Raw genomic sequence first — 7971 nt, 5'->3', positions numbered from 1 at the left:
GGGCGGGGGACGTTCCGGTTGCGGGGCCTGCGACCGCCGTGGTGGTGGCGGGCAGGAGGGCGAACAGCGCCGCGGCGGCGGTGGTGACAGCGACGACGGCGGTGCGGATCGCCCGCCTGGGTTTGTGCTCGGGCAACGCAGTGTTCCTTTTGCTCGCACCGTCGACCGTCCGGTCCGCCCCGGCTCGGGAACCGGGTGGACGCGGACGGGGTGCGACAGACGCCGCAGCCGAGGTGAAGCGGCCGGGCCACGCCCCGTTCGGTCAGACGGTGACCCCACGCCCGCAGCTCCGGTTGAGCTGCGATGTCGCGGGGCCGTCGAACAAATTACGAACACATATCGGCAAAAGCCATGAGCAAGATCTCAATCCGGTATGTCCCTATCGTGAGTGTGCTCACCTAATGGAGTACTGGCGTGATGAATGACAAGCGTCGTATTCACGCTGAGCTGTCCGCAACTATCCCGGACGGGTGATGTATGGCACACAAAACGGTGGGGCCAGGTCGTGATCGCGGCGGAAGGGTGAAAGTGTTTGCAAACCGGAAATACACCGAATTGCCCTGAAATATTTGCATCAAGAAAGGAATATGCCCGGAACGCGAAGCGGCCCCGGCCGCCGGCGACTGCCGGCGGCCGGGGCCGCTCGTGGAGGTGGAGGGTTCAGTCCTGCCGCTCGCCGCGGATGAACTCCTCGACGGCGCGACGGGCCTCGTCGTCGCTGTACTGCTCCGGCGGCGACTTCATGAAGTAGCTCGACGCGGACAGGATCGGGCCGCCGATGCCACGGTCCTTGGCGATCTTCGCGGCGCGCACGGCGTCGATGATGATGCCGGCCGAGTTCGGCGAGTCCCAGACCTCGAGCTTGTACTCCAGGTTCAGCGGCACGTCGCCGAACGCGCGACCCTCGAGCCGCACGTAGGCCCACTTGCGGTCGTCCAGCCAGGCCACGTAGTCCGACGGTCCGATGTGGACGTTGTCCTTGCCGAGGTCACGGTCGACCTGGGAGGTGACCGACTGGGTCTTGGAGACCTTCTTGGACTCCAGGCGCTCCAGCTCCTTCATGTTCAGGAAGTCCATGTTGCCGCCGACGTTGAGCTGCATCGTGCGGTCGAGCTGGACGCCCCGGTCCTCGAACAGCCTGGCCAGCACCCGGTGGGTGATGGTCGCGCCGACCTGGGACTTGATGTCGTCACCGACGATCGGCACGCCGGCAGCGCGGAACTTCTCCGCCCACACCGGATCCGAGGCGATGAACACCGGCAGCGCGTTGACGAAGGCCACCCCGGCGTCGATCGCGCACTGCGCGTAGAACCGGTCGGCCGCCTCGCTGCCCACGGGCAGGTAGGAGACCAACACGTCGGCCTGCGTCTCGCGCAGCACCGCCGCGACATCCACCGGCTCCTCGTCGGATTCGGTGATCGTCTCCCGGTAGAACCGGCCGAGGCCGTCGAGGGTGTGCCCTCGCTGCACCGGGACGTTCAGCGGAGGAACCTCCGCGATCTTGATCGTGTTGTTCTCGCTCGCCCCGATGGCCTCCGAGAGGTCGCGCCCGACCTTCTTGGCGTCCACGTCGAACGCGGCCACGAACTGGATGTCGCGAACGTGGTAGCCACCGAAGTCCACGTGCATCAGTCCGGGGACGCGCGACGCCGGATCGGCATCCGCGTAGTAGTGGACGCCCTGTACCAGCGACGCCGCACAGTTGCCGACGCCGACGATGGCGACTCGCACCTGACTCATGGCCGGCTCCTCCTTCATATCTTTCTCCCGGCTATCTCGTAGGTCCGGCCTCGTCGCCGGGGGGGTCCTGCTGTTCCGCCCGCTCGCGGGTGATCAGCTCGTTGAGCCAACGCACCTCGCGCTCGGTGCTGTCGAGACCGAGCTGGTGCAGCTCGCGGGTGTAGCGGTCGATCTGCTCACCGGCTCTGGCCAGCGCCGACCGGAGACCTTCACGGCGTTCCTCGACGGCACGTCGCCGTCCCTCGAGGATGCGCATCCTGGTCTCGGCCGGGGTGCGGGAGAAGAACGCCAGGTGGACGCCGAAGCTTTCGTCGTCCCAGGTCTGGGGGCCGGCGTCGGAGAGGAGCTCGGCAAACCGTTCCTTGCCCTCCGCCGTGATCCGATATACCCGTCTGCTGCGGCGTGACCAGGTCCCGGTGGCCGTGTCGGGCGTCGATCGGTCGCTGTCCTCGACGATCAGACCGGCTCGGGTGAGCCGGCGCAAGGCCGGGTACAGCGATCCGTAGGAGAACACCCGGAAGCCACCGAGCCGGACGCCGAGCCGCTTGCGCAGCTCGTAGCCGTGCACAGGTGCCTCGTAGAGCAGCCCCAGGATCGCCAGCTCGAGCACCAGCGACCCCCTTCTCCCCGGCCCGATCCGGGCCGCGCCATCGGGACGTGTCGGACCGTGGTGGCCGACGATGGCGAGAACGACGGCGCCATTATATCGGTGCGATACATCAGTGTGCAGATTCGAGACGGTGCTCACCCCCGCCCGGGTGCACCATCGGGCGGTCCGGCGAGCCTGCGTGACGCTCCGCGTACCCTGGTCGGGTGCTCACCCAGCGACAGGTGGTCGACTACGCGTTGCAGCGCCGGGCGCTGCTCGCCGACGTCCACTCCGGTCGGGTCGGGGTGGCCGAGGTCTGTGACGCCAGCCCATACCTGCTCCGAGCGGCCCGCTTCCACGGCGAACCCAGCGAGCAGGCCTGCCCGGTCTGCCGCAAGGAGCGGCTCAGCCTGGTGTCCTGGATCTTCGGCGAAGAGCTCAAGCACGCCGCAGGTTCGGCTCGCAAACCCGAGGAACTCGAGCGCCTCGCGGAGATCTACTCGGAGTTCTCCGTCTACGTCGTCGAGGTCTGTCGCACCTGTAGCTGGAACCATCTGGTGCTGTCCTACGTCCTGGGTACCGGCGGGCGACCCCGTCGGACCGACCGACGGAGGACCGCCGCCGAGTGATCGAGCGAATCATCCCGTCCCCGCTCCCCGGGCCGGGCCTGCACAGTGAGCGAACCCTCGGAGTCAGCGGTGAGTGATCAGCGCGATCCCCGGTTCGACCAGGGACCCGCGAACGACGACCGCCCGGCGCCCCGGCCGGGTCCGCCGCCGCCCGGCGCGCGACCGCCCGGCCCGCCGCCGGGCGGCCCGCTCCCACCTGCCGGTGCGCGTCCGCCTGCTGATGGGCCCGCCCGGCCGCCCGGTCCGCCGCCGCGGCCCTCGGGTCCGCCCGGTCCGCCACCACCCGGTCGCGCCGCGCCGCAGCGCTTCCGTCCCGAGGGCCCGCCGCCCGGCTCCGGCGAAGCCCCGCTGCTGACCCACGACGAGACCGCTGCGGTGCCGATGGGGCACGCCGCCGCGACCGCCGTCGTCGGGCGGTCCGGCCCAGGTGGCCCGCGGCCCGCTGCCGACGGCGGGGACCCGGACGACCCCGGGAGCGGGCGGAAGACGACGTGGCGGCGGATCCGGCGGGTGCTCTACGCGCTCGTCGGGCTGGCCGTGCTCGGCCCGCTGCTGGCCTTCGCGATCGGCTGGATGCTCTTCAAGGTGCCGACGGCGGACGATGCCGCCGTCACGCAGGTGGCCACCTTCACCTACGCCGACGGCAGCCCGCTGGCCGTCGTGCGCCCGGATAACATCAACCGCACCAAGGTGACCCTCGACCAGGTGCCGAAGAACGTCCAGTACGCGGTCCTCTCCGCCGAGGACCGCAGCTTCTTCACCAACCCCGGTTTCGACATCACCGGTATCGGCCGCGCCGTGTTCAGTCAGCTGACCGGCGGCATCGGTGGCGGCTCCACGATCACCCAGCAGTACGTCAAGGTCAGCACCGGCCAGGACCAGTTCTCCTTGTGGCGCAAGTACAAGGAGGTCGTGCTCGCGGTCAAGGTCTCGAAGGAACAGTCCAAGGAGCAGATCCTCGAGAACTACTTGAACGTGATCTACCTGGGGCGCGGTGCCTACGGCGTGCAGGCGGCCAGCCACGCCTACTTCGGCAAGGACGTCCAGCAGCTCAGCGTCTCCGAGGGCGCGATGCTGGCCGGAATGATCCAGTCGCCGTCGCGCTGGGACCCGGCGAAGAACCCCGACAAGTCCATGCAGCGCTGGAACTTCGTGCTCGACGGCATGGTCGCGCAGGGCTGGCTGCCCGCCGCCCAGCGCGCCACCGAGCAGTTCCCGAAGTGGATCCCGCCGGCCCCGGCGAGCGGCGGCATCCCCGGGGACAGCCGCGGGCACATCTACAACCAGGCCCGTGCGGAGCTCGAAACGCACGGCATCAGCGACACCGAGATCAACACCGAGGGCCTGACGATCACCACCACGATCGACCCGGCCAAACAGCAGGACGCGATCGACGCGGTGCACAAGGTGATGCAGGGTCAGCCCGACAACCTGCGCGCCGCGCTGGCCTCGGTGGATCCGAAGACCGGCGCGATCCTGGCCTACTACGGCGGTGATTCGGGCGTCGGCCTCGACTACGTCGACGTGCTCAAGCAGCCCGGGTCGTCGTTCAAGCCGTTCGTGCTGGCCGCGGCGTTGCAACAACCCACCCCGATCGGGCTGGGCACCACCTACGACGGGTCCTCCCCGCAGGTCCTGGCCGGCACCAAGGTGTCCAACTCCGAGGGCTTCAACTGCGCGAGCTGCACGGTCAAGACGGCGATGACGAAGTCGATCAACACGATCTTCTACAGGATGGCGCTGGACGTCGGTCCGGCGAACGTCGCGAAGGCCGCCCACGCCGCCGGCATCCCGGACGACCTGCTGCCCAACCCGACCGGTGGTATCGCGCTGGGCGACAAGGAGGTCCACCCGATCGACATGGCGTCGGCGTACGCGACGTTCGCCGCGGACGGCGTCCGCCGCGAGCCGTACCTGGTCACCCGGGTGGTCGCGTCCGACGGGCGGGTGCTCTACGACCGCGGTGCCACGCCGGGGCAGCAGGCCTTCCCGCAGCAGGTGGCCCGCAACGTCACCGAGTCGATGACCGACGTCGCCGACGCCTCGCTGATCGGGCTCCCCGACGGCCGTCCCGTCGCGTCCAAGACGGGCACCGTGCAGAGCCGCATCGAGGGCCAGAACAACGACGCCTGGACGATCGGGTACACGCCGTCGGTGTCCACGGCCGTCTGGGTCGGCAGTGACGACAACTCGCCGATCAAGAACTCGGCCGGACGGCCGGTCTACGGCCGCATGCTCCCCGGCTCGATCTGGCAGTCGTTCATGATCAACGCCTTGCGCGGGACGCCGAAGGAACAGTTCTCCCGGTTCGTGCCGATCGGCACGCCGCCGGTCGCCGACGACACCGGCAGCTCGACCCGCCCGTCGGCCTCGGCGAACCCGTCGAACAACGCGCGCCCGTCGACCACGCCGAGCCCCGGTTCGGCTGACGGCACGGGAAGCAGCGGTTCCGGTGGCTTCGGCGATTCCGGCGGTTCCGGCCCCTCCTACGGGTCGGGCGGATCGGGCGACCCGGGAACCTTCCCGGGTGACACCGGCGCGCCGACGTACGACTACCAGCCCAACAGGTACACCGTTCCCCGGACCGGCAGCCCGAACGGCGGCCAGCCCGCGACGTTCGGCGCGCCTGCGACGTCGGCGCCCGGGTGACCGGGCGCAGCCCCGGCACCGGGCCGTCGACCCCGGCCCCCCGGGGTCGCGTCGTGCCGTCGTGGACCGAGCCGCTGGCGATCGCCGCCAGCAGGGTCGTCGGCGGGCCGCTGGGCCGGCACGCCCTCGTCGGCCGCAGCCGGTTCTGGACACCGCTGCGGATGGTGCTGCTGTTCGCGGTCGTCGTGTTGGCGCTGGGCTGGCTGGCCAAGTCGCCGTGCCTGCAGCAGTACCCGACCCAGGACGGATCGCTCGCCCTGGACTGGCGCAACAACCGCCAGTACGTGGCCATGTGCTACTCGGACACGGTGCCGCTCTACGGCATCGAACGCCTCGACGTCGGCGCGCTGCCCTACCGCGATCCCTGGGTCGAGAATCCCGGAACACCCACCGAACGGGTTCGCTACATGGAGTACCCGGTGCTCACCGGGTACTTCCAATGGGCCAACGCCCGGTTCGCCGACGGCTGGCTGTGGTTGGCCCAGCGGCTCCCGTTGCCGGCCGCGTTGCCCGTCGTCGTGTACTTCGACATCTCCGCGGCGTGGCTCGCGCTGGCCTGGCTCGTCGCCGTCTGGGCGGTGTGCCGGCTGCGGCCCTCCCGGCCCTGGGACGCCGCCCTGGTGGCGCTCTCCCCGCTCGCGCTGGTGCACGTGTTCACGAACTTCGACGCGCTCGCCGTGGCCGCCGGGACCGCCGGCATGCTCGCGCTGGCCAGACGGCGGCCGGTGCTCGCCGGGCTGCTGATCGGCATCGGCGGGGCCGCGAAGTTCTACCCGATGCTGCTGCTCCTACCGGTGCTGCTGGTCGGGTCGCGCCGCCGCGACCTCGGTACCGCGGCCCGGACCGTCGGCACCGCCGTCGTGACCTGGCTGCTGATCAACGCGCCGGTCGCGTTGGCCTTCACCACCGGGTGGTGGGAGTTCTTCCGGCTCAACCAGACCCGGCCGGCCGACCCCGACTCGCTGTACTTCGTGCTCAGCTACTTCAGCGGCTGGCCCGGCTTCGACGGGGCGCTGCGACCCGACCAGGCACCGTCGGTGCTCAACGCGGTGAGTCTCGCCTTGTTCGTGTGCTGTTGCATCGCCGTCACGGTGCTCGCCCTGCGGGCCCCGCGGACGCCCCGGCTGGCATCGCTGGCGTTCCTCGTCGTCGCATCGTTCCTGCTGGTCAACAAGGTGTGGAGCCCGCAGTACTCGCTGTGGCTGGTGCCGCTGGCGGTGCTCGCCCTGCCCCGGTGGCGGCTGCTGCTGGGTTGGATGCTCATCGACGCGCTGGTCTGGGTACCGCGGATGTACTACTACCTGACCCCGGAGAACAAGGGCCTGCCACCGGACTGGTTCCTGGGCGCCGTCGTGCTCCGCGACGCGTTCGTGGCGCTGCTGTGCGTGCTGGTCGTCCGGACGGTGCTGCGCCCCGGCACCGACCCGGTGCGCGCGCTCGGCGGCGGCGACTCCGACGACCCGGACTGGCCGGTGCGCCGCGTCCACCCGCCCGTCCCCGTGCTCAGCGCTCCCGGCGGCGCGCCGGTGCCGGCATCGACCACCCCGCCGAGCACATCGCATCCACCGCCCACACCGTGACGTCCCCGTGCGGCGCAGCGGGACGCCCGGGCAGCCGGTGAGGCATGTGTCACAGCGGGTGGGCGTAGGCCTCCGGTAGTGCGGTCCGGCAGAGTCGAGCCACGGGCCCGTGCCCGGGTGCGGTGCCGGAAGTGCTGGAGGACGTCGGCGTGGATGACCTGAGACAGGCGGTGACCGGCGCCCTGGCCGGGTTCGAGCGGCGGCCGGCCGACCGGCCGGAGCTGAAGGTGGCCGCAGTCGCCATCACCCTCGTCACCACCGGAGCGGGCGACGGCGCGGGCGTCGCGGACGGGCTGGCGTTCCTGCTCACCCGCCGCGCCACGACGCTGCGCAAGCACTCCGGCCAATGGGCGCTGCCCGGTGGCCGGGTGGACCCGGGCGAGACGACCACCGAGGCGGCCCGCCGTGAGCTCGCCGAGGAACTCGGCCTGGAGCTCGGTGAGGATGCCGTGCTCGGTCTGCTCGACGACTACCCCACGCGCTCCGGATACGTGATCACCCCGGTGGTGCTGTGGGCGGGGCAGGTCGGGGAGCTGCGCCCGAATCCCGACGAGGTCGGTGAGCTGTTCCGGATCACGGTGCGCCAGATCGACGTCGAACCGCGGTTCCTCACCATCCCCGAGTCGGACGCCCCGGTGATCCAGGTGCCGCTGTTCGACCGGTTCGTGCACGCACCGACCGGGGCGGTGCTCTACCAGTTCCGGGAGGTCGTGGTCCACGGGCGACCGACCCGGGTGGCGCACCTGGAACAGCCGGTCTTCGCCTGGCGCTGAACCGGGCCGGC

Annotated in this window: 6 protein-coding genes; 4 read left to right on the top strand and 2 right to left on the bottom strand. The window is 70.5% G+C overall.

The window, feature by feature from the left end:
• Positions 1–660 precede the first annotated feature (660 nt).
• Positions 661–1740, bottom strand: a complete 1080-nt coding sequence (locus HF526_RS30215) for an inositol-3-phosphate synthase (RefSeq protein WP_169384995.1) — start codon at positions 1738–1740, stop codon at positions 661–663.
• 31 nt (positions 1741–1771) lie between these two features.
• Positions 1772–2350, bottom strand: coding sequence for a helix-turn-helix transcriptional regulator (locus HF526_RS30210; RefSeq protein WP_169384994.1), 579 nt, complete (start codon positions 2348–2350; stop codon positions 1772–1774).
• Between the two features lie 203 nt (positions 2351–2553).
• Between HF526_RS30210 and HF526_RS30205 the strand changes: the two genes are divergently transcribed.
• The 4 genes from HF526_RS30205 to HF526_RS30190 all read left to right on the top strand — a co-directional run bounded on the left by HF526_RS30205 (position 2554) and on the right by HF526_RS30190 (position 7960).
• Entirely contained in the window at positions 2554–2958 is a 405-nt protein-coding gene (locus HF526_RS30205) for a DUF5318 family protein (protein ID WP_169384993.1), read from the top strand.
• Positions 2959–3339: 381 nt separating this feature from the next.
• The gene (locus tag HF526_RS30200; RefSeq protein ID WP_169384998.1) at positions 3340–5607 is read left to right on the top strand and encodes a transglycosylase domain-containing protein; all 2268 of its coding nucleotides are present in this window, start codon (positions 3340–3342) and stop codon (positions 5605–5607) included.
• A gap of 53 nt (positions 5608–5660) precedes the next feature.
• Positions 5661–7187 (top strand): glycosyltransferase family 87 protein, encoded by a 1527-nt coding sequence (locus HF526_RS30195; RefSeq protein ID WP_338051859.1) that lies wholly within the window; start codon positions 5661–5663, stop codon positions 7185–7187.
• A 149-nt stretch (positions 7188–7336) separates the two neighbouring features.
• Positions 7337–7960 carry an NUDIX domain-containing protein gene (locus HF526_RS30190; protein WP_169384992.1) on the top strand — a complete coding sequence of 208 codons (624 nt, stop codon included), beginning with the start codon at positions 7337–7339 and terminating at the stop codon, positions 7958–7960.
• Positions 7961–7971: the final 11 nt, after the last annotated feature.

It is taken from the genome of Pseudonocardia acidicola (assembly GCF_012911935.1).
GTDB classification, from domain to species: Bacteria; Actinomycetota; Actinomycetes; order Mycobacteriales; family Pseudonocardiaceae; genus Pseudonocardia; species Pseudonocardia acidicola.
The sequence above is the reverse complement of the archived record's forward strand: the minus strand, read 5'-3'. Positions and strand labels throughout refer to the sequence as shown.

Excerpts from the sequence above, each read along its gene's own strand:
- HF526_RS30215 (WP_169384995.1), bottom strand. The coding sequence starts at position 1,740 with ATGAGTCAGGTGCGAGTCGCCATCGTCGGCGTCGGCAACTGTGCGGCG.
- HF526_RS30200 (WP_169384998.1), top strand. The coding sequence starts at position 3,340 with ATGGGGCACGCCGCCGCGACCGCCGTCGTCGGGCGGTCCGGCCCAGGT.